This window comes from Bradyrhizobium sp. RP6 (genome assembly GCF_003837805.1).
GTDB lineage: Bacteria > Pseudomonadota > Alphaproteobacteria > Rhizobiales > Xanthobacteraceae > Bradyrhizobium.
The window spans coordinates 144,802-168,805 of record NZ_RQIT01000016.1 but is presented as its reverse complement, the minus strand read 5'-3'; the positions used below and the strand labels follow the sequence as shown (position 1 = coordinate 168,805).

Genomic DNA, 24,004 nt, shown 5'->3' with positions numbered 1-24,004 from the left:
CCCGAAGAACAAGTCCTGACGGGGATCGATGCCGACCGCAGCCGAGATCATCGCGCGCCTCGAACTCCGACCGCATCCCGAAGGCGGGCATTACCGCGAAACGTTTCGCGATCTGGCCACGGACGCCAACGGGCGCTCGCGCTCGACGCTGATCTATTTCCTGCTTGCGCGCGGCGAGCGTTCGCACTGGCATCGCGTCGATGCGGTCGAGACGTGGCACTATTACGCCGGCAGCCCCTTGTTGCTGCGCATCGCCCATGACGGCTGCTCACAGCACGAGGTACGGCTGGGCAACGACCTCGTCGGCGGCGAGCGGCCGCAGGCGATCGTGCCGGCGCAGGCCTGGCAGATGGCGGAAACCACGGGCGAATGGACGCTGGTCGGCTGCACCGTGGCGCCCGCGTTCGACTTCGCAGGCTTCGAGCTCGCACCAAAGGACTGGGAGCCTTAGCTTCCCACGTCACTCCTCCCGGCTCGCAAGCGGCGAACCCGGAATGACAATCATCGCTTCCGCAGCACCATGTCCTTCGCCGCGATCAGGCCGCCACCGGCGATCAGGATCGCGGCGAAGGCGATGCTGGCGCTGGCCTTGGCAAAACCGGCGGCGATGAGGAAGCCTGTCGAGAGCAGCGGCGTCGCATAGGAGGCGGCGCCGAGCACGCGGATGTCGCCGCGCTTCATGCCGATGTCCCAGGCGTAGAAGGCGGCGCCGACTGGGCCGATGCCGAGTGCAATCACGGAAAGCCATTGCAGCGTGCTCTCCGGCCACACGGTGGTCTCCAGCGCGACATGCATCACTGCGGCGAGCACGGCGGTGGCGAGGCAGAAGCCGGCGACCGCGTCGGTCGGCACCGCTTTCAACCGGCGTGACAGCACCGAATAGGTTGCCCAGACGAAAGCGGCGATGAACGCCGCGATCAGTCCCGGCACCGCGCCCGGCGCGAAGCCGGAGGTGTTGCCGGCGAACAGCAGCACTGTGCCGACGAGGCCGAGCACGGCGCCGATGATGTGGTGCAGGGCCAGCCGCTCGCCGGGCAGGAATGATGAGAACAGCACGATCAGCAGCGGCCATAGGTAATTCAGAAGGCCGGCTTCGGCCGGCGGCGCGAAGCGCAGCGCGAGAAAATACAGCGCATGGTAGCCGAACAGGCCACCGACGCCGACGACCCAAACGGCGAGCGGCTGGCGCAGGCTTTTCGCCGCCTCGCTCCGCCCGATCCAGGTGAGCAACCCGACGACACCGCCGATCGCAAACGTCATCGCGGCGAGCTGGAACGCCGGGATCTTTCCGGTCGCCACCGTCATCACCGACAGCAGCGACCACATCAGGATCGCGGTCAATCCGATCAGCGTCGCGGTACGGGGAGTCATTCCAGGGCCTCGTCGTTCCGGGGCGGCTCGAAGAGCCGAACCCGGAACCTCGAGATTCTCAGGTGCGCAATTGCGCACCATAGTTCGCCGCTATCTCAGCGCCCCGGCATGACAGTGCATAGACAGGTGCCCGGGACAAGCCCGGGCATGACGACGTGGAAAATATCAGTCCGCGTGATGCGATCGCATCACACCATGTACTGGCCGCCGTTGACGGTCAGCGTCGACCCGGTGATGAAACCGGACTCGTCGGCCGCGAGGAACACGACCGCGCGCGCAATCTCTTCGGGCTCGCCGAGCCGGCTGACCGGGATCTGCGGGATCACGTTCTTCTCCAGGACGTCCTTCGGCACCGCCTGCACCATTTCGGTGTTGATGTAGCCCGGGCAGATCGCATTGACGGTAATGCCGCCCTTGGCGTTCTCGAGCGCGAGCGCCTTGGTGAAGCCGATGTCGCCGGCCTTTGCCGCGGAATAGTTGACCTGACCGAACTGCCCCTTCTGGCCGTTGATCGACGAGATCGAGATGACGCGACCGAACTTGCGCGCGCGCATGCCCTCGATGACCTGGCGCGTCATGTTGAACAGCGAGCCCAGATTGGTGTTGATGACGGCGGTCCACTGCTCGAGCGTCATCTTGTGGAAGGCGGTATCGCGGGTAATGCCGGCATTGTTGACGAGCACTTCGATCGGCCCGAGATCGGCCTCGACCTTCTTCACGCCCGCCGCGCAGGCGTCGAAGCTGCTGACGTCCCATTTGTAGATCGGGATGCCGGTCTCGGTCTTGAACTTCTCCGCCGCCGCATCGTTGCCGGCATAGTTGGCCGCGACCTTGTAGCCAGCGGCCTTTAGCGCCTTGCTGATCGCAGCCCCGATGCCCCGCGTACCACCCGTGACCAATGCAACACGTGCCATGTCGTAATCCTTCCCTTGGGCTCTTCGGACGCTTTTGAGTGACCGTTTTTAGCGATGGATTATGCGATTGGTTTGACGGACATCAAGAACAAAACGCCCGGCGTCGAGCCGGGCGTTTCTCTTTAGTCGAGGCTTACGTGGTTGCGAAGAATATTTGATTTGCAACCGCTGCCTTTTTAGTCGCGTGCAACGCACGCGCTGACGTGTGCGGCGCACACGTCAGCTGCGTGCAAGATCGGCGTCAGTCGCGCGCCAGGCACATCGCGATGCCCATGCCGCCGCCGATACACAGCGTGACCAGGCCCTTCTTCGAATCACGCTTCTGCATCTCGTGCAGCAGCGTCACCAGCACGCGTGCGCCGGACGCGCCGACCGGATGGCCGATCGCGATCGCGCCGCCGTTGACGTTGACCTTGGAGGTGTCCCAGCCGAGATCCTTGTTGACGGCGCAGGCCTGCGCCGCGAAGGCCTCGTTGGCCTCGATCAGGTCGAGATCGCCGACGCTCCAGCCGGCCTTCTTCAGCGCGGCGCGCGAGGCCGGGATCGGGCCCGAGCCCATGATCTTCGGATCGACGCCGGCCTGCGCCCAGGACACGATGCGCGCCAGCGGCTTCTTGCCTTCCTTGGCCGCCTGCTTGGCGGTCATCAGCACCACGGCGGCAGCGCCGTCGTTGATGCCCGAGGCCGAGCCCGCGGTCACCGTGCCGTCCTTCTCGAAGGCGGGCTTGAGCTTGGCCATCGCGTCGAGCGTTGCGCCATGACGCGGATATTCGTCGGCGCTGACCACGACGTCGCCCTTGCGGGTCTTGATGGTGACGGGGACGATCTCGTCGTTGAACTTGCCGGCCTTCTGCGCCGCCTCGGCCTTCTGCTGCGAGGCGACCGCGAACTCGTCCTGCTGGGCGCGGGTGATCTGCCACTGCCGCGCGACGTTCTCGGCGGTGTTGCCCATGTGGTAGCCGTTGAAGGCATCCCACAGGCCGTCCTTGATCATGGTGTCGACCAGTTCGAGGCCGCCCATCTTGACGCCGCCGCGCAGATGCTGGGCGTGCGGGGCCATGCTCATGGATTCCTGGCCGCCGGCGACCACGATCTCGGAATCGCCGTTGAGCAGCGCCTGGTAGCCGAGTGCGACCGTGCGCAGGCCCGAGCCGCAAAGCTGGTTGACGCCCCAGGCCGGGCTCTCCACCGGGATGCCGGCGCCAATCGAGGCCTGACGGGCCGGGTTCTGGCCCTGGGCCGCGGTCAGGATCTGCCCCATGATGACTTCCGAGACCCGGCCGGGCTCGATGCCACCACGCTCCAGCGCGGCTTTGATGGCGATGGCGCCGAGATCATGGGCGGGAAGGGTTGCGAACGCTCCGTTGAAGCTTCCGACCGGGGTGCGGGCGGCGCTGACGATGACGACATCGTCTGACATGGGCATCTCCTGGGTTTGAAGGGGGCAGGCGGGGCTGGGGAAAAGGGCTCGCCAGTCTCGGACGGCATCCTGTTAACGTCGTTGAGGCATGTCAATCGGACGGTCTCCGAATTCATGCCGCATCGCATTCAAAATAGCGTTCTTGGCGTTTTCGCAAGCAGGATTTTGCTCTGCAATTAACCGTGCCGCACAAAACGGTAGCGTGAGCCCTTTGAAAATGCTTACTTTGTTGCGCTGCGTACTCTTCCCGCCCTGCGGCATTGCCCGACAGGTTCCCGTTCTCCGCGTTTTGCAAGTGAGAGCCCATGGCGAAATCAGACCAACCCACCACCATCAAGAAATACGCTAACCGCCGGCTCTATAACACCGGAACGAGTACCTACGTGACGCTGGAAGATCTCGCCGCCATGGTCAAGGACGGCGAAGATTTCCTGGTCTATGACGCCAAGACCGGCGACGACATCACCCGCTCCGTGCTCGCCCAGATCATCTTCGAGCAGGAGAACAAGGCCGGCCAGAACCTGCTGCCGACCACCTTCCTCCGCCAGCTCATCCGCTTCTATGGCGACAGCATGCAGATGGTGGTGCCGAAATATCTGGAGCAGTCGATTGCGACGCTGACCCAGGAGCAAGAGAAGTTCCGCAAGCAGATTGCCAATACGCTCTCCGGCACTCCTTTTGCTCCGTTGGAGGAGCAAGTCCGCCGCAACATGGAGCTGTTCCAGCAGACCTTCTCGATGTTCAAGCCGTTCGCTGCGCCCCGTCCGACCACCACTCCCGAGCCGGAGGCCAGTGCAAATACCGAGGAGCCGAAGGACAGCAACATCGATGATCTGCGCCAGCAGATGAAGGAAATGCAGGAACGCCTCGAGCGGATGTCGAAGAAGGACGAGTAGTCTCTCATTTGCACCGGCTCCCCAGCGGGCCGGGGGACGAGCCATGTCTGACCGAGCCACCCATTGGGACCATGTCTACGCCACCAAGGGCGAAGCCGAGGTCAGCTGGTTTCAGGACAGCCCTTCGACCTCGCTCGACCTGATCCGCGCGGCCAATCCGGATCATGGCGCAGCCATCATCGATATCGGCGGCGGCGCCTCGCGGCTGGTCGATGCGCTGCTGCAGGACGGGTATCGCAACGTCGCCGTGCTGGATCTCGCTGCCAACGCGCTTGATGCTGCGAAGAAGCGAATCGGCGGAGCCGCTTCGATCGTCGACTGGATCGTTGCCGACGCCACGACGTGGCGGCCGGCGAAGTCCTACGACGTCTGGCACGATCGCGCCGCGTTTCATTTCCTGACCGACCCGCGCGACAGGGCGGCCTATGTCGAGCGCCTGCGGTCGGCGCTTACCCCCGGCGGACAAGTCGTCATCGGCACGTTCGCGCCCGATGGTCCGGAGAAATGCAGCGGCCTGCCGGTTCAGCGACACGACAGCGCGAGCCTTGCAGCGGAGCTCGGGCCTGAGTTTGAGCTGGTCGAGACGCGCAGCGAAACGCATCGCACGCCATGGGATTCAACGCAGGCGTTTCAGTTCAGCCGGTTTCGGAGGAGCGGCTAACGCCTCTCAAGCCGCGAGCTTCACGGCGTGCGCAAAATCCCAATAGAGCTTTCGCGCGCGCGTGTAGAACGGGCCGGGCTTCAGCTCGCGCTCGTCGATGCGGATCACGGGCGCGACCTTGGCGAAATTGCCGGATGAAAAGATTTCGTCGGCGGCCAGGAAATCGGCATAGCACAGCGTCTTCTCGACCACGGTGACGCCGTCGGCGCGAAGCAGGCTGATGACGCGCTGGCGCGTGATGCCGTTCAGGAAAGTGCCGTTCGGCACCGGCGTGAACACCACGCCATCCCTCGCCATGAACACGTTGGAATTGCCGAACTCGGCGACGTTGCCCAGCATGTCGAGCATCAGCGCGTTGTTGAAGCCGCGCGCGGCGGCCTCGGCGAGCGCGCGCGAATTGTTCGGATAGAGGCAGGCCGCCTTGGCCTCGACCGGCGCGCATTCGGCGGTGGGCCTGCGGAACGGCGACAGCGTGATCGCGTTGCCGACAGGTCTTGGCATCGGCGCCTCGTAGATACACAGGCACCAATTGGTGGTCTCGGGGTCGAACAGCACGCCGCCGCCGCTCCCGTTCTGCGCCCAGTACATCGGACGAATATAGAGCTCGGCATCCCTCCCAAATCGGGCAATGCCCTCGTTTGCGAGCGCAAGCCAGGCGCCGGTATCGACCACCGGCTTCAGGCCAAAATTGATCGCTGACTGATTGACGCGGGCGACGTGCCGGTCAAGATCGGGCGCAACACCCTCGAACGCGCGTGCGCCGTCGAACACGATCGAGCCGAGCCAGGCCGCATGCGTGCGCGAGCCCATGATCGGCACATTGCCGTCGTGCCATTTGCCCTCGAAGAAGGTCCAGCTCGGCGAATAGTCGATGGGCTTTTTGATCTCGGCCATGACCGGCCTCCCCTTGGAAATATCCGGGCACTATTGCCCCAATTTCTAAAAGATTCCCTGCGGGGACTTGGTGAGTTACCCTCCTCTTCGTGGGAGAAAGGAAAGATCCATGCCGCTCGATCCGCTCGCCAAGCGTTTGTTGACCATGATGGCTGCGGCTGCGCCGCAGGCGCGGAGCCGGCCCAGCGTGGAGGCGCGACGGCAATCGCTGGAAAAGCTGATGCAGTTCGCGCGTGCCGAGGCGCCGGATGTGGCGACCTCCGATGGCACGCTGACCGGCCGCGCCGGCGAACTGCCTTTTCGGCTCTACACGCCGGCAAGCGCCGAGGAACTCGCACCGGGGTTCGTGTTCTTTCACGGCGGCGGGCTCGTCGCCGGCAGCATTGCCACGCATGACCGCATTGCGGCCGCGCTGGCGCATGCCACCGGCTGCCGCCTCGTGTCGGTCGACTACCGGCTCGCGCCCGAGCACAGATTCCCCGCCGCCGTCGACGACGCGATCGCTGCCACCGAATGGGTGGGGCGCGAGGCGGCATCGCTCGGCATCGACGCGGACCGTCTGGTGATCGGCGGCGATTCCGCCGGCGCCACGCTGGCTGCGATCGTGTGCCAAGAGGCGGCGCAGACTGCCGGCCTCTCCATTGCCGCGCAATGCCTGATCTGTCCGGTGCTGGATTTCGAGGAGACCTCGCCCTCGCGCGAGGCCTTTGCCGAGGGCCACCTGATCGACCGCGCCACGATCGAAGCCGATCTTTCCGACTATCTGCCCGAGGGCATCGACACGGCCGATCCCCGCGTCTCTCCGCTGCGCGCGACACGGCTGACGGGCTTGCCGACTGCGATCATCCACACCGCCGAATACGACCCGATGCGCGACGAAGGTAATGCCTATGCTCGCAAGCTGCTCGCCGCGGGCGTCGCCGTCGAGCATGTCTGCCACGACGGCATGGTCCACAATTTTCACGCCATGGGCGCAATCCTGCCGCAGGCCCGGCTCGTGTTGTCGCAGATCGGCGAACAGGTGCGAAGGGCGGTGAAGAAGTCTGAGTGAGAATCAGACCCTTGCGTCGAGAACGGCTCTGGCTGCCACGAGATATTCAGGCCAATGCGTATCCGCATAACGCTCCGCCTGCCGCGCGCAAGCGACGTCGGGCGCATGCGCGGCGGCGATCATGCGCGCAAAGCGTTCTTCGGCAACCGTCACATCGTCGACCACTGGCGCCGGCGCGGCCGCCACGGCGGTCGGAGCGAGGGCGAACCCCGCCATTCCGGCGAGCAGGATGCGGCGTGACGTGTTCATGGCTATCGTCCTCCGTTGTCCGGCCTGCACTCTAGCAGGCGAGAGTGTCGGTGCAGTCACGACAGGGTAGCCGCGCGCGTCGATACAGTCCATCGTTTGCGGATAGCGCTTGACCGCGGGAACGATCACGTTCCATCTAGCATGCGTTTTCCGCCACCAGAGCCTCACGCGTCGGATTGTCACGTGTCAACTCGCAACCCACCGCCTCGTCCGGCTTTGCGCGCGATCGCGCTGGGGCTGGCCTGCCTGACGGTTTCAGCGACCGCTGCCTTCGCCGCAGAGGCGGACGAGGACGCACCGGCAAAGCCGGCTGTTCCGAACATCTACCTCGATCTCCGCACCAGCTACGCGACGATCCCCGCAGGCACGCTCGGGCTCGGCTTCGGCACCACCTCGCTGTCGGCCGCGCTCCAAGCCCTGGCGGCGCGACGAAGCACGACCCTGCCGAACGGTTTGCCGGCGGCGAAGGCGATCGCCGTTGACCTGCCGCTGACCGTCGACGTCACCGACCGTGTCTCGCTCTATGGCGGCGTGTCCGGATCGACGACGGATATCGGCGGCGGCTGGTCGTCCTTTGATATCACCAGCTGGAACATCGGCGTGCAGGCCGACCTCCACCAGCAGAATGGCGGCAAGATCCCGACGATCACGCTGCAATCGACGCTGACGCAGTCGGTGCCCAACGAGCAGGGCATGGTGAATTCCTTCAACAACATCCTGGAATTCGATTACGCGCTCGACGAGGACGAGACGAGGGGCTGGTTGGCCGGCATGCAATACACCACCGCCACCATTGCCAGCCCGTTCGCCAGCATCCGGCCGAACACTGTCCTCTATGCCGGCGGCTATTACCAATGGCCGAGCAACTGGAAGTTCACCGGGCGCTTCGGCATGCAGTCCTTCGGTGGCGTACAGCTCGCGGGACGGACGATCGCGGAGTCCTTCACCCAGCCGATCCTGCGGCTCGACCTTGACCGCATGGACGACAATGACAACCGCCTGTTCGGCATCACCGCGCTGATCGCGTGGACGCCGAAGCCGGCCTACCAGCTGACGCTGCGCACGCCGCTCTATGCGGTGCACAATTAGCTGATGCTACTCCGGCACCGGCACGTCGAACGTATTGAGCGTAACCGAGACCATGCAGTAGACGCCGATCAGATAGGACAGCTCGGCCGCGCCGTGTTCGCCGAACTCCTTCACCGCCGCGCGATAGGTCAGCTCCGGCAGCACGCCGCCGCCGACAAGTGCCGAGGCCATGTCATAGGCGACCGCCTCCTGTCTGGTGAGGTCCACAGGCCGCTGCCCGGCGACGATGGTCGCCAGTTTCTCGTCGGACAGGCCGCGCTGCTCGGCGACCAGAACGTGGGCATAGAGCTCGTAACCTGACCGGAAATGCGAGCCGGTGACGAGGATCGCGACCTCACGCACCGGCGCGGGCAGCAGCGGGTTCGACGCGACCGCCTTGACCAGCTCCCACACCGGCTTGCCGAAGCGCGGCTCGCGGATCCAGGGATTCCAGGGCCCGAGCAGCGCGCCGTCGTCGCGCATGTTCACAAAGCCCTTGAAATGGCCCTTGATGCCGGCTCGCATGTCGTCATAGAGCGGCTTCTGCTCGTCGGTCAGATTCTTGGGATCGAGAATGGGAAGGCGCACGGGAGGATCTCCTCGTTGAGAAGACGCAAGCGTCACCTGCATGCGTGCGCAAGACAAGTGAAGTTGCCGTGACGATCGTGCAATTCCGCAAATGCAGGGCGATGCCGGCTATGACACCGCGGAGGTTCGCACGCTTTGGGGATTGACGACGTCGTCGACGTCCAGCGCCAGCGGCTCGCCTGTCGCCAGAAACGACGACAGGGCCTTCTCGACCGGTGCCGGATCGAGGTCGCGCGCTTTCAGCCATGCGGGCTCGTAATAGGTCTGCCGGTAGCGCTCGCCGGAATCGCAGATCAGCGTCACCAGCGAGCCCGCCACGTTCGCCTGGCGCATTTCCGAAGCGAGCCGGCATAGCGCCAGGAAGTTGGTGCCGGTGGAGCCGCCGACTGGGCGACGCAGCCGGCGCGACAGCACGTTCATCGCCGCGATCGTTGCCGCATCCGGGACCTTCATCATGCGGTCGACCACACCCGGCACGAAGGACGGTTCGCAGCGTGGCCGGCCGACCCCCTCGATCAGCGACGGCCGGTCGCAAACATGGGAGCGGTCCTGCGAGCGGAAGCAATCGAAGAAGGCGGAATGCTCGACGTCAGCGACGCACAGCCGTGTCGGATATTGCCGATAGCGCAAATAGCGCCCGATGGTCGCCGAGGTGCCGCCGGTGCCGGCACCCATCACGATCCAGTCCGGCAGCGGCCGCGGCTCGCCCTGCAATTGCGTGAAGATGGACTCGGCGATGTTGTTGTTGCCGCGCCAGTCGGTGGCACGCTCCGCGAAGGTGAACTGGTCCATGTAGTGCCCGTTCAGGCGGCCGGCGAGCGCGGCGGCTTCCGCGTAGAGGGCGCGGCCGTCGTCGATCAAATGGCAATTGCCGCCATAATGCTCGATCGCGGCGATCTTCTCCGCCGAGGTCGTCCGCGGCATCACGGCGTAGAAGGGCACGCCGATCATCTCTGCGAAATAGGCCTCCGACACCGCGGTCGATCCCGACGAGGCCTCGACCACGGGCGTACCTTCGCGGATGTGGCCGTTGCAGAGCGCATAGAGGAACAGCGAGCGCGCGAGGCGATGCTTCAGGCTGCCGGTCGGATGCGTGGACTCATCCTTGAGATAGATGTCGATGCCCGAAAGCGCCGGCACGATCAACCGGATCAGATGCGTGTCGGCGGTGCGGCACTGGTCGGCCTCGATCGCGGCGACGGCGTCGTCGACCCAGCCGCGCCGATAGGCCGGTCCGGCCCGATTGTACTGGCGGAAGGGGAATGTCTGCATCGCATGAATCTCTCATGATGCGGATCGCGCATCAATAGCTGACGGCTAGAACTCGAGCGGCGCGTTGTCGACGACTTCCTTCATCACGAAGAAGGTGCGGGTCTGGCGCACGCCGGGCAGCGCGATGAGCTGCTCGCCATGGATACGGTTGAAATCCTCCATGTCGCCGACGCGGATCTTGAGGAAGTAGTCGAAGTCGCCCGCGACGAGGTGGCAGTCGAGCACGAATTTCAGCTTGGCGATGGCTTCCTCGAAGGTGGCAAAACTCTCCGGCGTCGAGCGGTCGAGCACGACCCCGACCATCGCAAGCGTGCCCTTGGCCACCTTCTTCGGCGCGACCATGGCGCGCACGGTGGCGATGAAGCCGTCCTCGAACAAACGCTGGGTGCGGCGGTGGCAGGTGGCGGGGCTGATCGCGACCGTTTCGGCCAGCTCGGCATTGCTGAGCCGACCGTTATTCTGGAGCAATCTGAGGATCTTAAGGTCGGTGCGGTCGAGCCGGGCAGCCATGAAAGAAGCTTCCGTAAGTAGGTGTTGTTATGGAAGAAATATTAGCATCTAGCGCAGCTTCTGCAAGAAATGCCGCAAAATTGGCGTAATATTCGAGAGCACATTTTCCTAACGCGATGCTAGGGAGCCGCCAACACCAACGCCAATCGGGATTGACCCATGAAGCTAGACAAATTCCCGCGCTATCCTTTGACCTTCGGCCCGACGCCCATCGAGAAGCTGGAGCGCTTGTCGAAATATCTCGGCGGCCAGGTCGAGATCTATGCCAAGCGCGAGGACTGCAATTCCGGCCTCGCCTATGGCGGCAACAAGCTGCGCAAGCTCGAATACATCATCCCCGATGCGATCGCCTCCAACGCCGACACGCTGGTCTCGATCGGCGGCGTGCAGTCGAACCACACCCGCATGATCGCCGCGGTCGCCGCCAAGATCGGCATGAAGTGCCGCCTCGTGCAGGAAGCCTGGGTGCCGCACGAGGACGCCGTCTATGACCGCGTCGGCAACATCATGCTCTCGCGCATCATGGGCGCCGACGTCCGCCTGGTCGACGAGGGCTTCGATATCGGCATCCGCAAGAGCTGGGAGCAGGCGATCGAGGAAGTGAAGGCCGCGGGCGGCAAGCCCTACGCCATTCCCGCCGGTGCCTCCGTGCATAAATTCGGCGGCCTAGGCTATGTCGGCTTTGCCGAGGAGGTGCGCAAGCAGGAAGCCGAGCTCGGCTTCAAGTTCGACTACATCGTCGTCTGCACCGTCACCGGCTCCACCCATGCCGGGATGCTGGTCGGGTTTGCGGCGGACGGCCGTGCGCGAAAGGTGATCGGCATCGATGCTTCCTTCACGCCCGCCCAGACCAAGGCACAGGTGCTCGAGATCGCGCAGAACACGGCAAAGCTCGTGGAGCTCGGCAAAGATCTCGTCGCAGACGACGTCGTGCTGATCGAGGACTACGCCTATCCCGCCTATGGCGTGCCGTCGGAGGAGACCAAGGAGGCGATCCGCCTCACCGCGCGCCTCGAAGGCATGATCACCGACCCCGTCTACGAGGGCAAGTCGATGCAGGGCCTGATCGATCTCGCCAAGAAGGGCTATTTCGAGAAGGGGGCGAAGATCCTCTACGCCCATCTCGGCGGCGCGCCGGCGCTGAACGGCTATGCGTATGCCTTCAGGAATGGGTGAGTGAGGGCGTAGCTCTCGCCTCATACACAGCTGTCGTCCCGGACAAGCGTCAGCGCAGATCCGAGACCCATAGCCATCGCGTTTGGCGAAGACTCGTGGTTGACAGCTTGCCCCAACCACATCGGCCTGTGGTTATGGACCCCGGATCTGCGCGCGCTCGAGGCGCGCTTGTCCGGGATGACGTGTGGAGGGAGTTGAGCGCTCCAACAAGTTTAGCGCTCCCTACCGCGTCCTGACGATCTGCAGCAGCTCCTCGCCGTAATGCTCGAGCTTCTTGTCGCCGATCCCCGGCACGTTGCGAAGTTCGTCCAGCGTCGTCGGCCAGGCCCGGACGATGCCATCGATCGTTGCGTCGTGCAGCACGACGTAGGCCGGAACGCCGCGCTCGCGCGCCACGTTGGAACGCCATGAGCGCAGCCGCGCGCGCAGCTCGGGATCGACATCGCCCTGTGGTGCGCCGGCCGTCGGCGCGAGATCGCCGCGGCGGGATTTGGCGCGACTCGAACGGAGGCGGGTTCCCGGCGCTTCCTCGCGCAGCCACACCTCCGTCTCGCCGCGCAGCACGCCGCGCGCGGTCTCCGTCAGCTTCAGCGCGCCATAGGCCTCGCTGTCGCTCTGCAGATGCCCCATCGCCACCAATTGCCGCAGCACGGTGCGCCACTGCTTTTCGTTGAGCTCGCGTCCGATGCCGAACACCGACAGCTTGTCGTGGCCGAACTGCGTCACCTTCTCGGTCAGGCGTCCGACCAGCACGTCGATCAAATGCATCGCGCCAAAGCGCTGCCCGGTGCGATAGACGCAGGACAACAGCTTCTGGGCCAGCACCTTGCCGTCGCGCATCTTGGGCGGCGTCAGGCAATTGTCGCAATTGCCGCAGCTCTCGCCCATCGCGATCTCGCCGAAATAGGCGAGCAGCCGGCGGCGTCGGCAATGCGGCGTCTCGGCAAGGCCGACCAGCGCATCGAGCTTGCCGATCGAGACCCGCTTGAACTCATCGGAGGCGCTGGACTCGTCGATCATTCGGCGCTGCTGCACGATGTCCGAGAGGCCGTAGGCCATCCAGGCCGTCGACGGCTTGCCATCACGGCCGGCGCGCCCCGTCTCCTGGTAGTAGGCCTCGATGCTCTTGGGCAGGTCGAGATGGGCGACGAAGCGCACGTCGGGCTTGTCGATGCCCATGCCGAACGCCACGGTCGCGACGATGACGATGCCGTCCTCGTTGAGAAAGCGGTCCTGGTTGCGCGAGCGCACGCTGCCATCAAGCCCGGCGTGGTAGGGCAGCGCCGCAATGCCGGCGTCTTGAAGCGCGGCAGCGACCTCCTCGACCCGGTTGCGCGACAGGCAATAGACCACGCCGGCATCGCCCATGTGGCGATCGCGAATCAATTCCTTCAGCTGCGACACCGCGTTGCGCTTGTCGACGATCTCGTAGCGAATGTTGGGCCGGTCGAAGCTGGAGACGAATTGCGGCGCGCCCGTCAGCTGCAGCCGCTCGACGATCTCCCTGCGCGTCAGTTCGTCGGCGGTCGCGGTCAGCGCGATGCGCGGCACGTCGGGAAAGCGCTCGGCGATGACGGAAAGGCCGACATATTCGGGACGGAAGTCATGGCCCCATTGCGAGACGCAATGCGCCTCGTCGATCGCAAACAGCGACACCTTCGCCCGCGCCAGCTGCGACAGGCAGCGCGGCGTGACCAGGCGTTCCGGCGCGACATAGAGCAGGTCGAGATCGCCCGCGAGCAGGCGGCGCTCGATGTCGGAGGCCTCCTGCGGCGTCAGCGACGAGTTCAGCGCGGCGGCATTGACGCCGGCCTCGATCAGCCCGGCGACCTGGTCGCGCATCAAGGCGATCAGCGGCGACACCACGATGCCGCAGCCCTCGCGCAGCAAGGACGGAAGCTGATAGCATAGCGACTTACCGCCGCCGGTGGGCATCAACACGAGGCAATTGCCGCCGTCGGTGACATGCCGGATGATCTCGCCCTGCGCTCCGCGGAAGCCCGGCAGGCCGAACACCGAATGCAGTACCGACAGCGCGTCGCGGCCGTTGGCCGGCGAAGACAGCGAAGCGGTGGAGGGAACGGACATGGGCGTGTCGGGAACAGGGCCGTGAGATTCGTCACAAGGCCAGTCGCATGCCGGCACGAGCGTGGCAAGGCTGTTTGCGAAGCAAAGGCGCTGTCTCCCCCTCTCCCCTCACAGGGGAGAAGGGAAGAAGAAACTACGCCCCAATTTGCCGCAGTGCCTCTGCGACCGTCACGATCGGCATGTTGCGCATGCCGGCCGCTTCCAGCGCGTGGCGCATCAGGTGCGGGGTGCAGCCGTAGGGGCTTGGCGCGTTGGCTACGTCGTGGCCGTAGAAGATCAGCCAGCCGCCGCTTGCGACCGCCTCGTCGAAATAGCGATCGACGCCCGCCTCGTCGATCTCGCAATCGATCAAGGGCGAGGCGCGCAGGAATTGGAGATCGATGACATCGCTGTTGACGCCGGGAAGGATGCCCCGCGCGGAGCGGAAGGCTTTCGCGAGTTGCGGCTTGCGCCAAACAGAGGCGATCCCATAGGGGTAGGCGAAGTTCTCCAGCGTGATCGAGGAATCGATACCGCGGAAATGACTGCGGTTCCGCTCGATCTCGCGAGCCATCGCGGCCTCGTCGAGAGTGGCCGAACTCCGGTGCGAGAAGGTGTGGCAGGCTATCTCATGACCGGTCCTGTGAAGCCGCACGATCGCATCGTTCGACAGACCGTGCCAATGGTCCGACGGCTGATCGATCAAGCTGCCGGCAAGGTAGAACGTTCCCCGGCCGCCATGCTTCTCCAGAAGCTCGGCACCCTCGCCTGCGGCGCTATCGGGGGCATCGTCGAAGGTGAAGCTCACCATCGGCGTATGCGCGGGCAACCGGTGCGGCGCGGCATGGAAATGCCGGGCCAGCCGATTGTTCACGCGTCCCTGGAGTGCCGACCACACGCTGCGCTTCCCGTGATTCCCATTCCTCTACTGAAACATTCGTGCGCAGGTTGAGGCAAGCCTAACGCCTGGGTAATCCTAACGTGAGACCAAGACCGCTTCGGCTAGCGCGCTGCTGCCGAGGCGTCGGCGCCCGCGCCGAGATAGCGCAACCAGTTGCGGAATAGCACCGCTGCCGCGTTGCCGGCGCCGATATCGGCGCGCAAGTTCAGCCCGGGCAGCTCGTTGGCGAGTGCCGGGTGGCGCTGATGCGCCGCCTTCTTCTCGAAGCGAGCCAGCTTGTCTTCCGTCGCTGCGTCAAAATAGCTCACCGGCAGTCGCGGATAGGTCTCGCGCTCCCGCGCGAGATAGCGGCCGATGTCGCGCAGATATTCCCGCTGGAGCGATAGCGCGTCATATTCCGGATGGCCCTGAAAGAATACGAAGTGGCTGCCATATTGGCGGACGAAGACGTCGACGCCGGCTTGGGCCGAGCGCGTCAGCACCTGGTAACCGGCCTGCACGAGGTCACTCTCGGCGATCTCGTTCAGGCGTGAATGCGAGACCTTGAGCGACGCAGGCGCAGCACGGGTCAACGAATCGCTCGTCACGACGTCGCAATCGAAAATGCCGTGACATTTGAGCGGCAGCCGCCGCCGTTCGATACCGTCGAGGTGCAGGACCGCGGCATGCGCGGCGAGGCACGACCAGATCGTCGAGCGCGTGTTGGTCTTGGCCCAGTCGATGAGGTTCGTGAGATCCTGCCAGTATGGCTCCTGGTCGAGCTCGGGCGCGATCGGCTCTGCGCCGGTCACGATCAGCCCATCGAACTTGCCGCGCTCGAGATCGGAAAGGTCGGAATACTCGCTCTCGACATGCCACTTCGCTTCGGGCGACCGTTTCACGCTGGGAAGCGAGAAGCAGTGGAAGCGGATACGGCGCGGGCCTGCTGCGGCCTGGAGCAGCTTCATGAACTGCCGCTCGGTCGCCTTCAGCGCCGGATCCGGCATGTTGTTGATCAGTCCGATCGTGAGGTCGGCGCCGGCATGGTCGCGTACGAGATCGCTCTCGCCCGGCACCAGTGCCGGGCTCGATATCGCTTGATCCCTGTCGATCAAGGTCGTCATGGACGGCGTCGCCTACTCCGCAGCCTCGAGCTGCGCCGACGGGCAGGCCTTTTTCAGCGCCTGGTCGATGTCCTCGATAATGTCAGAGACATGCTCGATGCCGATCGACAAGCGGATCGTCTCCGGCAGCACGCCGGCAACGCGCTGCTGCTCCGCCGACATCTGCCGATGGGTCGTCGAGGCCGGATGGCAGGCCAGCGACTTGGCATCGCCGATATTGACGAGCCGCGTGATCAGTTTCAGCGCATCATAAAAGGTCTTGCCGGCCTCCATGCCGCCCTTGATGCCGAAGGTGAACAGCGAGGATGCGCTGCCATTCAGGTACTTCTGCACCAGCGGATAATAGGGACTGTCTGGAAAACCGGTGTAATTGACCCAGGCGACGCGCGGATCGCCGCGGAGGAATTCGGCGACCTTGCGCGCATTCTCGACATGGCGCTCCATGCGCAGCGCCACAGTCTCGATGCCCTGAAGCAGCAGGAAGGCGTTGAACGGCGACAGCACCGAGCCCATGGTGCGTTGATAGACGCTGCGCGCGCGCTCGATGTAGGCAGTCTTGCCGAAGCGCTCGGCATAGACGAGGCCGTGATAAGAAGCGTCGGGCTTGTTGTATGCCGGGAAGCGGTCGGCGTGCTCAGCCCAGGGGAAATTCCCGGAATCGACGATGGCGCCGCCGAGCGTGGTGCCGTGACCGCCCAGGAACTTGGTCAGCGAATGCACGGCAATGTCGGCACCGTAGTCGAACGGCTTGAGCAGGATCGGCGTGGCCACGGTGTTGTCCACGATCAGCGGCACGCCATGCGCATGCGCGATATTCGCCAGCGCCTCGATGTCGCAGACATTGCCGGCGGGATTACCGATGGTCTCGGCGAACACGGCGCGGGTGTTCTCGTCGATCAGCTTCTCGATCGCGTCAGGCCTGTCGCTCTCGGCGAAACGGCCGATAATGCCTTGGCGCGGCAGGATATGCGAGAGCAGCGTATGCGTGGTGCCGTAAAGCTGCGGCACGGAAACGATGTTGCCGCCATGATCGGCGACATTGACGAAGGCAAAATGCAAGGCAGCCTGACCGGTCGCGACCGCAAGCGCGCCGACCCCGCCTTCAAGCTGGGCGATACGCTTCTCCAGCACCGCACTGGTCGGATTGGCGATACGGCTGTAGCGAAAGCCTTCGGTCTCGAGATTGAACAGGGCGGCTCCGTGGTCGGCGCTGTCGAAGGCGTAGGCCGCAGTCTGGTAGATCGGCACGGCCACCGCATGCGTCGTGGCCTCGGGCTCATAGCCGGCGTGAATAGCGATCGTCTCGTTGCGCATCGTGCCACCTCCGCGTGGAGCGGGCCGCACTTATTGGCCTAGAATGAGGCATGTGCGTTGTCCGCCGTCCTCGTGTTAGAGGCGGGTGGTAAAGCGGACAATAATTCGCCTAGAGATCGAGGAAGTAACCCTAATGCTTGGCGGGGAATTGCCAAGGATTCGGGTTAAAGCGGATTAACGAATTGCTGATTTGATACGTCGCGCCGGGCGTCCACCCTCTCCCACGAAGGGAGAAGGTGGAGGTACGCGCCACTACCCCATTCTTTGCCACAGCCGATGTGCGAGCACGCCGGCGCGCTTCTCGATCGCGGCGGCGGCATCGAGCGCGAGGTCCTCGCGATAGCGGCCGGCAATGAGCTGCACACCGATCGGCTTGCCCTCGTGGACGGCCACCGGCACCACCGCGCCGGGCAGGCCCAGCACGTTGATCGCGGAGATGAAGCGGATCTCGCCCCAGAAGATCTCGCGCACACGCTCGGCGCTGACCGTGTCCTCGCGCGGGCCCGGCGTCGGCTTCACCGTGGTCGGCGCCAGCACGACCGGGTACTCCTCGAAGAACATCTGCCAGGCACGGATATGGCCGTTGCGCGCGGCGGTCGCCTGCATCCAGGCCGTGAGATCGAGCACATTGGCCTTGGCCTTCATGCCGCCCCAAGCCTTGTGGAAATCCTCCGAGGTGACCTTCAGCATGGCGGCTTCCTGCATCACCACGGTCTCGTTGGTGATGATGTCGCACCAGGTCTGCCAGACACCGTTGATGTCGGGCACCTCGACCTCGCTGACGCGGTAACCGGAGCGTTCGAGATGATCGGCGGCCTGGCGCAGCGCCGCGGTGACGGATGGATCGACCTCCATATCCTCGGGGATCTTGGCCAGCGCGACCTTGATCGGCCCCTTCGGCTTCTCGCCGACCAGCGGCGCCGGCACCCACCAGGGATCGCGCGGATCGCGCTGGCTCATCACCTCGAGCGCAAGGCGAACGTCCGCGACGTGGCGCGCGAGCGGCCCCTGCGCCGACATCAGATGCGCCAGCATCGGACGTTCGGCCGTTGCGCTTCCGTTGAAGGCGGGGATGCGGCCCTGCGTCGGCTTGATCGTGGCGACGCCGTTGCAATGCGCCGGCCAGCGCAGCGAGCCGCCGATGTCGTTGCCATGGGCGATGGTGCCGATGCCTGCCGCGACCGCCGAACCCGCTCCGCCCGAGGAGCCGCCACAGGTGATATCAGGATCCCAGGGGTTCAGCGTCAGCCCGTGCAGGGGATTGTCGGTGAAGCCGCGGAAGGAGAATTCCGGGGTGTTGGTGAGACCAAGGACGATGGCGCCGGCCTTCTTGAGGTTGCGGACGACAGGCGCATCCGACGGCGCGATGAGATCCTTGTTGGCGGGAACGCCGTTGAAGTTCGGCCGGCCTTCATAGTCGACATTTTCCTTGATGGTGATGGGCACACCGTGCAGGAGACCGAGCTCGCCGCCCTTGGCGCGCTGCTTGTCGGCGGCGTGCGCGGCCGCGAGCGCTTCTTCCGAGAGATCCACGACAACCGCATTGAGCCCTGGATTGAAGGCGCGCATCCGCTCGAGATGCGCTTCCACGACCTCGACCGCGGAGATTGCGCCGGAGCGTATCGCGGCCGCGGTATCGACCGCGGACCATTGCCAGGCCGGTCCCCTGGGCCGGCGCGCGGCGGCTGATTTGCGCGCGGCAGGCTTCTTGGCCGGCTTGACCATTTTCGCAGCGACGCCCTTCCGGACTGAGGTCTTCTTGCTCGATGCCTTCTTGCTCGTTTTCGTTGCCGCTTTCCTGGAAGTACTTTTCGTCTTGGTCGCCGTCTTCTTCGCCACGTCGCATCTCCTGAATTGTGCGGCGGAGGTTACGGACGACGATGAGGCGTGTACAGCCGCGTTTCTGCATGGCGCATTGCGATGGTACACCGATGCGACGAATTGCCTGCGTCCCCTGGCCTACACAAGCGGCGGACTCAGCCGGGCAAAACCCGGCTGGATGCGATAGGGATAATAGGGATAGGGCGGCGTCACCGTGCTGGCTTCGTCGAGACGCTTGACCTGATCCGCGCTCAGCGAGCAGCCTACTGCACCGAGATTGTCGCGCAGCTGCGCTTCGTCGCGAGCGCCGATGATCACGGAGGCGATGGTAGGGCGCCCCAGCAGCCAGGCGATCGCGACCTGCGGCACGGTACGGCCGGTTTCCAGGGCGATCGTGTCCAGCACGTCGATGATGGCGTAGAGCGTTTCCTCGCGCACCGGCGGACCGAACTGTGCGGTCGCGTGCAGGCGACTGTTCGGCGGCGGCGGCTGGCCGCGCCGGATTTTTCCGGTGAGCCGGCCCCAGCCGAGCGGACTCCAGACCAGCGCACCCACACCCTGATCGCGCGCGAGCGGCATCAGCTCCCATTCGTAGTCGCGGCCGAGCAGCGAGTAGTAGACCTGATGCGCGACATAGCGCGGCCAGCCATGCCGGTCCGCAATGGCGAGCGACTTCATCAGTTGCCAGCCGGCGAAATTGGAGACGCCGACATAGCGCAGCTTGCCCGCGCGCACGAGCATATCGAGCGTCGACAGCACCTCCTCGATCGGTGTGAAGGCGTCGAAAGCATGGAGTTGGAGCAGGTCGATGTGGTCAGTGCCAAGCCGGCGCAGCGCCGCGTCGACCGAGGCCAGGAGCCGCTGCCGCGACGAGCCCGCATCGTGCGGCCCCTCGCCCATCGGCAGGCTCATTTTGGTCGAGATCAGCACCTTGTCACGCCGGCCCCTGATCGCAGCACCAAGAATCTCCTCGGACGCGCCGTTGGAATAGACGTCGGCGCTGTCGAACAGATTGACGCCGGCATCGAGGCAGATATCGATCAGCCTGCGCGCTTCGTCCGCATCGCTGCGGCCCCAGGCCGAGAACAGGGGGCCCTGGCCGCCGAAGGTGCCGGTGCCGAAGCTGAGGACGGGGACCCTGAATCCGGAGGCGCCGAGATTGCGGTATTCCATGGTGGGTCTCCTCCGCTATTCCGCCGGACACGCCGCGGCGACGACCGGCGCGCGATCGAGCCGAACGCTCCACAGTGCCAACGCGAGACCGATCGCGGTGATGCCAGCCGCGACCAGCGGCAGCGCGGGAAGGCCGAACCCGCGGTCGATGGTGACGCCACCTGCCCAGGCGCCGAGCGCGTTGCCTAGATTGAACGCGGCGATGTTGAGGCTGGAGGCGAGCGTGCGACCGCCGGGGCCGGCTGCCTCCAATACGCGAAGCTGGAGCGGGGCGACGGTCGCGAAGGCGGCGATGCCGAGCAGCAGGATCAGCGCGATGGAAAGGATCTTGATCGACAGCACGGCTGCCAGCGCGAGCAGCACGATCGCGAGCGCCGCCAGCGTCCCGGTCAGGGCCCGTGCCAAGCCGCGGTCCGCAAGCTTGCCGCCGGCCACGTTGCCTATTGCGAGCCCGACGCCGAACACCAGCAGGATCGGCGAGACGGCGGCCTCCGGGAAGCCGGTGAAACGCGTCAGGATCGGCTGGATATAGGTGAAGACGACGAACAGGCCGGCGAAGCCGAACACGGTCATGGCAAGGCCGAGCAGCACCTGCGGACGGCCGAGCACGGCGACCTCTTCGGCGAGCGAGATCGGCTTGTCGCCATTGCCGACATTGCCAGGCACGAGCGCGGCGACCACCGCGAACGCAATCACACCGATGACCGTCACGGCCCAGAACGCGGCGCGCCAGCCGAGCATCAGGCCGAACCAGGCGCCGAAAGGCACGCCCAGGAGCGTGGCGACCGTCAGGCCGATGAACATGGTGGCGATCGCGGAGGCACGCTTGTCCTCGGCGACGAGGCTGGTGGCCACGACCGAGCCGACACCGAAGAACGTGCCGTGGGCGAGCGAGGTCAGCACGCGTGCAGCCATCAGCAGCTCGTAATTCGGCGCCAGCGCGCAAGCCGCATTGCCCAGCGTGAAGATCGCCATCAGCGCGAGCAACACTGTTTTCCGTGGCATCCGCCGCGTCGCCAGCGTGAGCACCGGCGCGCCGACGAACACGCCCAGCGCATAGCCTGAGATCAGCAGGCCCGCGACCGGCACGGAGACGTGCATGTCGGCGGCGACCTGGAGCAAGAGGCCCATGATGATGAATTCGGTGGTGCCGATGCCGAAGGCACCGGCGGTGAGCGCGAGGACGGCGGGAGGCATGCGTGGCTCCGATGGATGAGACGAGCCACGCAGATAGCGGCGCTGCGGCAAAACCATTAGAATGTCCGTAATCCAATCATTTATGACGTGAATTCAACATGGCCCGTTTCCACACGAACCGCTCTGCCGAGATGGAGGTTTTCGTCCGCATCGTCGACCTCGGCGGCTTCACCCAGGCCGCGCGAAAACTGCGGCTGACGCCGTCGGGCGTCAGCAAGCTGATGTCGCGGCTGGAGGCGCGGCTCGGTGCGCGGCTCGTCAACCGCACCACGCGCAAGCTGACGCTGACGGAGGAAGGCCAGGCCTTCTACGAGCGCTCGTTGCGCATCCTTGCCGAAATGGAGGAGGCCGAGCGCGAAGCGGCCTCAGGCGCGGCGCCGCGCGGCCGCCTCACAGTCAATTGCAACATTCCCTTCGGCATGCTGCATGTGGTGCCGTCGATCCCGCGCTTCCTGGAGCAGCATCCCGACGTCACGCTCGATCTCGTGCTGACCGACACGCTGATCGACCTGATGCAGGAGCGCGCCGACGTCGCCATCCGCGTCGGTCCACTGCACGCCTCGCGTCTCGTCGCGCGAAAGCTCGGCAGCAGTCGCATGGTCGTGGTCGGCGCGCCGGACTATCTCGCCCGCTGCGGCACGCCGAAGTCGCCCGCGGATCTCGCCGATCACCGCGGCATCGGCTGGACCTTTCCACGCAGTATCCGCGGCTGGCCGTTCAAGCGCGGCGACCACACCGAGGAGGCCGTGCCCCCGCCCGTCGCGCGCGCCAGCGACGGCGAAGCCGCCCGCCGCCTTGCGCTGGGCGGCGTCGGGCTTGCCCGGCTCGCCCTCTTCCATATCGGCCCCGACATCGAATCCGGCCGCCTCGTCCCGGTGCTGCAAGGCTACAATCCCGGAGACCGCGAAGACATCCACGCCGTCTATGTCGGCCACACCGCGCCCCTGCCCACGCGCGTGCGCGCGTTCATCGATTTCCTGGCCGAGCACGTGCGGGTGAGCGATCCGACATTGAAGCGGACGGGCGATGGGAGGTGGAAATTGGTGGGATGAAGTCGTGCGGTAACCGCCGGAAGCACGGAGCCGCCGCCACCTCCTGCTTCCTCGCTGCCATTGCGACGCTCAGCCGTTCGAGAACCACGAAGAACGGCGGCACGAGAGCACGGCGAGGAAGGTCGAAGCCAACATGCCGCTCACGACAGCCAGCCCGATCGAAACGCGGGCGCCGGCCCCGCTGGCGAACACCAGCGGGAGCATGCCGAGTATGAAGGCGCACGAGGTCATCAGGATCGGGCGCAGGCGCAGCCGCGCCGCCTCGATCGCCGCCTCGGCGATTTCCATGCCCTCGGCCCGTTTCTCGCGCGCATATTCGACCACCAGGATGGCATTCTTGGCGGAGAGCGCGATCAGCAGGACGATGCCGATCTGGGTGTAGAGGTTGTTCGGCATGCCCGTCGCATCCAGCGCGACGACCGTGCCGAGCAGGGCGAGCGGCACGGCGAGGATCACCGCGAGCGGCTGCAGCCAGCTCTCATATTGACCGGCGAGGATGAGGTAGACGAGCACCAATAACAGCCTTTGAGCGGCTGTTCCGCGAGCGCGGGCTGCCGCTTGCCATTCGCTCCGACAACGGCGTGCCCTTTGCCAGCCCCAACGCTCTGTTCAATCTGTCGAAGCTGTCGGTGTGGGGGCTCAGGCTCGGCATTGCCATCGAGCGCGTCAAACCAGGCCATCCACAGCAAAACGGCCGTCACGCGCGCATGCATCTCACCCTCAAAAAGGAAGCCACCAGGCCGCCGGGGCTGAACAGCCTGCAGCAGCAGGATCGCTTCGACAGCTTCCTACACGAGTTCAATGAGGAGCGGCCGCACGAGGCGCTCGATATGAAACGCCCCGCAGACCTCTACACAGCGTCAACACGTCGCTACGTTGGCTTGCCAGAACTGGCTTATCACTTCCATGATCGCGACGTGGTCGTCACCTCTTGCGGTCGCCTCTGCCTCTACCGCAAGAGAATCAACATCTCCCTCGCGCTGGCTGGCCAGAAGCTCGGCATCAAGGAAGTCGACAAGGGCATTTGGCTCGTCAGCTTCATGTACTATGATCTCGGATATTTCGACCTGGAGCAGAAGACCCTGCAACCGCTTGACAACCCCTTCGGCGCGAGGCTGTCACCCAGTCTTAGGTACGCTCCGTTACCCATGTCTTCGGGCTGGACACACAATCGGGCACTGGCGGAGGGAGAGAAACAGAGTTCGAACATTCTCCATCTGAAATCGCACCCCACAAACCAAAAACGCGTAAATTACAGCTACTTAGAATGGACAGGCAAAAACGCGTACGTCAGATCGCTTATCTG

The 24,004-nt window shown here is 64.9% G+C and carries 22 protein-coding genes and 2 pseudogenes; 8 read left to right on the top strand and 16 right to left on the bottom strand.

What is annotated here, in order from left to right:
* The first annotated feature begins 28 nt into the window (after window positions 1–28).
* Complete coding sequence (locus EHH60_RS25785) at window positions 29–451, top strand: cupin domain-containing protein (RefSeq protein WP_124162205.1); 423 nt, start codon at window positions 29–31, stop codon at window positions 449–451.
* 50 nt (window positions 452–501) lie between these two features.
* Here the strand turns inward: EHH60_RS25785 and yddG are convergent, their stop codons facing one another.
* The 3 genes from yddG to EHH60_RS25770 all read right to left on the bottom strand — a co-directional run bounded on the left by yddG (window position 502) and on the right by EHH60_RS25770 (window position 3,705).
* The gene (gene yddG / locus EHH60_RS25780) at window positions 502–1,371 is read right to left on the bottom strand and encodes an aromatic amino acid exporter YddG (RefSeq protein WP_124162204.1); all 870 of its coding nucleotides are present in this window, start codon (window positions 1,369–1,371) and stop codon (window positions 502–504) included.
* Between the two features lie 188 nt (window positions 1,372–1,559).
* The gene (gene phbB, locus EHH60_RS25775) at window positions 1,560–2,285 is read right to left on the bottom strand and encodes an acetoacetyl-CoA reductase (protein WP_124162203.1); all 726 of its coding nucleotides are present in this window, start codon (window positions 2,283–2,285) and stop codon (window positions 1,560–1,562) included.
* Window positions 2,286–2,526: 241 nt separating this feature from the next.
* Window positions 2,527–3,705, bottom strand: a complete 1,179-nt coding sequence (locus EHH60_RS25770; RefSeq protein WP_124162202.1) for an acetyl-CoA C-acetyltransferase — start codon at window positions 3,703–3,705, stop codon at window positions 2,527–2,529.
* Window positions 3,706–4,010: 305 nt separating this feature from the next.
* On the opposite strand from EHH60_RS25770, the gene phaR reads away from it, so the two are divergent.
* Together phaR and EHH60_RS25760 are read left to right on the top strand one after the other, a co-directional pair.
* On the top strand, window positions 4,011–4,601 hold the full coding sequence (phaR, locus tag EHH60_RS25765) for a polyhydroxyalkanoate synthesis repressor PhaR (protein ID WP_124162201.1): 591 nt from the start codon (window positions 4,011–4,013) through the stop codon (window positions 4,599–4,601).
* Window positions 4,602–4,644: 43 nt separating this feature from the next.
* Window positions 4,645–5,262: a class I SAM-dependent methyltransferase gene (locus EHH60_RS25760; RefSeq protein WP_124162200.1), complete on the top strand. Its 618-nt coding sequence runs from the start codon at window positions 4,645–4,647 to the stop codon at window positions 5,260–5,262.
* A gap of 6 nt (window positions 5,263–5,268) precedes the next feature.
* Here the strand turns inward: EHH60_RS25760 and EHH60_RS25755 are convergent, their stop codons facing one another.
* Window positions 5,269–6,156, bottom strand: a complete 888-nt coding sequence (locus EHH60_RS25755) for a branched-chain amino acid aminotransferase (RefSeq protein WP_124162199.1) — start codon at window positions 6,154–6,156, stop codon at window positions 5,269–5,271.
* 109 nt (window positions 6,157–6,265) lie between these two features.
* Here EHH60_RS25755 and EHH60_RS25750 point away from each other — a divergent pair, with 109 nt between their 5' ends.
* Window positions 6,266–7,207 carry an alpha/beta hydrolase gene (locus EHH60_RS25750; RefSeq protein WP_124162198.1) on the top strand — a complete coding sequence of 314 codons (942 nt, stop codon included), beginning with the start codon at window positions 6,266–6,268 and terminating at the stop codon, window positions 7,205–7,207.
* A 3-nt stretch (window positions 7,208–7,210) separates the two neighbouring features.
* Here EHH60_RS25750 and EHH60_RS25745 read toward each other — a convergent pair whose 3' ends face one another.
* Window positions 7,211–7,456, bottom strand: coding sequence for a hypothetical protein (locus tag EHH60_RS25745; protein ID WP_124162221.1), 246 nt, complete (start codon window positions 7,454–7,456; stop codon window positions 7,211–7,213).
* 216 nt (window positions 7,457–7,672) lie between these two features.
* Here EHH60_RS25745 and EHH60_RS25740 point away from each other — a divergent pair, with 216 nt between their 5' ends.
* On the top strand, window positions 7,673–8,545 hold the full coding sequence (locus EHH60_RS25740) for a hypothetical protein (protein WP_124162220.1): 873 nt from the start codon (window positions 7,673–7,675) through the stop codon (window positions 8,543–8,545).
* Between the two features lie 6 nt (window positions 8,546–8,551).
* On the opposite strand, the gene EHH60_RS25735 is transcribed toward EHH60_RS25740, so the two are convergent.
* From EHH60_RS25735 to EHH60_RS25725, 3 genes are all read right to left on the bottom strand, one after another.
* A complete protein-coding gene (locus EHH60_RS25735; protein ID WP_199752006.1) occupies window positions 8,552–9,112 on the bottom strand; it encodes a carboxymuconolactone decarboxylase family protein in 561 nt (186 codons plus the stop codon).
* A 108-nt stretch (window positions 9,113–9,220) separates the two neighbouring features.
* Window positions 9,221–10,384, bottom strand: coding sequence for a PLP-dependent cysteine synthase family protein (locus EHH60_RS25730; protein WP_124162196.1), 1,164 nt, complete (start codon window positions 10,382–10,384; stop codon window positions 9,221–9,223).
* A gap of 45 nt (window positions 10,385–10,429) precedes the next feature.
* Window positions 10,430–10,894, bottom strand: coding sequence for an Lrp/AsnC family transcriptional regulator (locus EHH60_RS25725; protein ID WP_124162195.1), 465 nt, complete (start codon window positions 10,892–10,894; stop codon window positions 10,430–10,432).
* Window positions 10,895–11,053: 159 nt separating this feature from the next.
* Here EHH60_RS25725 and EHH60_RS25720 point away from each other — a divergent pair, with 159 nt between their 5' ends.
* Window positions 11,054–12,070: a 1-aminocyclopropane-1-carboxylate deaminase gene (locus tag EHH60_RS25720; protein WP_124162194.1), complete on the top strand. Its 1,017-nt coding sequence runs from the start codon at window positions 11,054–11,056 to the stop codon at window positions 12,068–12,070.
* Between the two features lie 222 nt (window positions 12,071–12,292).
* On the opposite strand, the gene recQ is transcribed toward EHH60_RS25720, so the two are convergent.
* The 7 genes from recQ to EHH60_RS25685 all read right to left on the bottom strand — a co-directional run bounded on the left by recQ (window position 12,293) and on the right by EHH60_RS25685 (window position 21,646).
* On the bottom strand, window positions 12,293–14,158 hold the full coding sequence (recQ, locus tag EHH60_RS25715) for a DNA helicase RecQ (RefSeq protein ID WP_124162193.1): 1,866 nt from the start codon (window positions 14,156–14,158) through the stop codon (window positions 12,293–12,295).
* A gap of 133 nt (window positions 14,159–14,291) precedes the next feature.
* Window positions 14,292–15,035: a polysaccharide deacetylase family protein gene (locus tag EHH60_RS25710; protein WP_124162192.1), complete on the bottom strand. Its 744-nt coding sequence runs from the start codon at window positions 15,033–15,035 to the stop codon at window positions 14,292–14,294.
* 104 nt (window positions 15,036–15,139) lie between these two features.
* The gene (gene metA, locus EHH60_RS25705; RefSeq protein ID WP_124162191.1) at window positions 15,140–16,141 is read right to left on the bottom strand and encodes a homoserine O-succinyltransferase MetA; all 1,002 of its coding nucleotides are present in this window, start codon (window positions 16,139–16,141) and stop codon (window positions 15,140–15,142) included.
* A gap of 12 nt (window positions 16,142–16,153) precedes the next feature.
* Window positions 16,154–17,455: an O-acetylhomoserine aminocarboxypropyltransferase/cysteine synthase family protein gene (locus EHH60_RS25700; protein WP_124162190.1), complete on the bottom strand. Its 1,302-nt coding sequence runs from the start codon at window positions 17,453–17,455 to the stop codon at window positions 16,154–16,156.
* Window positions 17,456–17,707: 252 nt separating this feature from the next.
* Complete coding sequence (locus EHH60_RS25695) at window positions 17,708–19,294, bottom strand: amidase family protein (RefSeq protein WP_124162189.1); 1,587 nt, start codon at window positions 19,292–19,294, stop codon at window positions 17,708–17,710.
* 120 nt (window positions 19,295–19,414) lie between these two features.
* Window positions 19,415–20,449 carry an aldo/keto reductase gene (locus tag EHH60_RS25690; RefSeq protein ID WP_124162188.1) on the bottom strand — a complete coding sequence of 345 codons (1,035 nt, stop codon included), beginning with the start codon at window positions 20,447–20,449 and terminating at the stop codon, window positions 19,415–19,417.
* 15 nt (window positions 20,450–20,464) lie between these two features.
* Window positions 20,465–21,646 carry an MFS transporter gene (locus tag EHH60_RS25685; RefSeq protein WP_199752004.1) on the bottom strand — a complete coding sequence of 394 codons (1,182 nt, stop codon included), beginning with the start codon at window positions 21,644–21,646 and terminating at the stop codon, window positions 20,465–20,467.
* 98 nt (window positions 21,647–21,744) lie between these two features.
* Here EHH60_RS25685 and EHH60_RS25680 point away from each other — a divergent pair, with 98 nt between their 5' ends.
* Window positions 21,745–22,698: a LysR family transcriptional regulator gene (locus EHH60_RS25680; RefSeq protein WP_124162186.1), complete on the top strand. Its 954-nt coding sequence runs from the start codon at window positions 21,745–21,747 to the stop codon at window positions 22,696–22,698.
* Here EHH60_RS25680 and EHH60_RS25675 read toward each other — a convergent pair.
* Window positions 22,613–23,220: pseudogene (locus tag EHH60_RS25675) on the bottom strand (efflux RND transporter permease subunit); the annotation flags it as partial. The gene EHH60_RS25680 and the pseudogene EHH60_RS25675 overlap by 86 nt on opposite strands.
* On the opposite strand from EHH60_RS25675, the pseudogene EHH60_RS25670 reads away from it, so the two are divergent.
* Window positions 23,217–23,822: pseudogene (locus EHH60_RS25670) on the top strand (integrase core domain-containing protein); the annotation flags it as partial. The pseudogenes EHH60_RS25675 and EHH60_RS25670 overlap by 4 nt on opposite strands.
* Window positions 23,823–24,004 lie beyond the last annotated feature (182 nt).